This is a genomic window from Mesorhizobium sp. M7A.F.Ca.CA.001.08.2.1 (genome assembly GCF_003998455.1).
Taxonomy (GTDB): domain Bacteria; phylum Pseudomonadota; class Alphaproteobacteria; order Rhizobiales; family Rhizobiaceae; genus Mesorhizobium; species Mesorhizobium ciceri.
The window spans coordinates 1-632 of record NZ_RZPW01001383.1 but is presented as its reverse complement, the minus strand read 5'-3'; the positions used below and the strand labels follow the sequence as shown (position 1 = coordinate 632).

Below are 632 nucleotides of genomic sequence, written 5' to 3'. Positions count from 1 at the left end.
GGCTCGACCAGCACCCTGCCCGCGCGGTCCGCCTTCGCTCCCAGCCATTCAGCGGCTGGCGAAGCGGCAACGCCGGCTGCCCACAGGATCGTTCGGGCGGCCAGTTGCTTATCGCCAAACACGACACCTTCTGCGTCGCAGCGCGTGACGGCCCGGCCGAGCTCGACCGTCACGCCGAGCCGCTCGAGCGCTTTGCTGGCATAGTCGGAAAGTTTCGGTGCGAAATTGGCCAGAATGCGGTCGCCGGCCTCGATCAGCACCACGCGCGTCTGCCGCGTGTCGATGTTGCGGAACTCGCCGCGCAGCGTGTCATGCGCCAGCTCGACGATGGTGCCGGCAAGCTCGACGCCGGTCGGCCCGCCACCGACGATCGCAATGGTCAGCAGCGCCTGGCGCTTGGCGGGATCAGCCTCCCGCTCGGCCTGTTCGAAGCCCAGGAGAATTCGCCGCCGAATGGTGGTGGCGTCCTCCAGCGTCTTCAGGCCAGGCGCGAACGGCTCCCATTCGTCATGGCCGAAATAGGCGTGGCGGGCACCGGTGGCGAGCAGCAGCGTGTCGTAGGCGACCGCGCTGCCGTCATCGAGCAGCACGCGCTTGCCGGCGCGATCGACACCGGTGACATTGGCGAGCAG

At 68.5% G+C, this 632-nt stretch carries 1 protein-coding gene; it reads right to left on the bottom strand.

Annotated elements, in window-relative coordinates; translation table 11 throughout:
* The coding region (locus EN914_RS37540; RefSeq protein ID WP_164779277.1) for an NAD(P)/FAD-dependent oxidoreductase at nt 1–632 on the bottom strand (632 nt) is incomplete at both ends.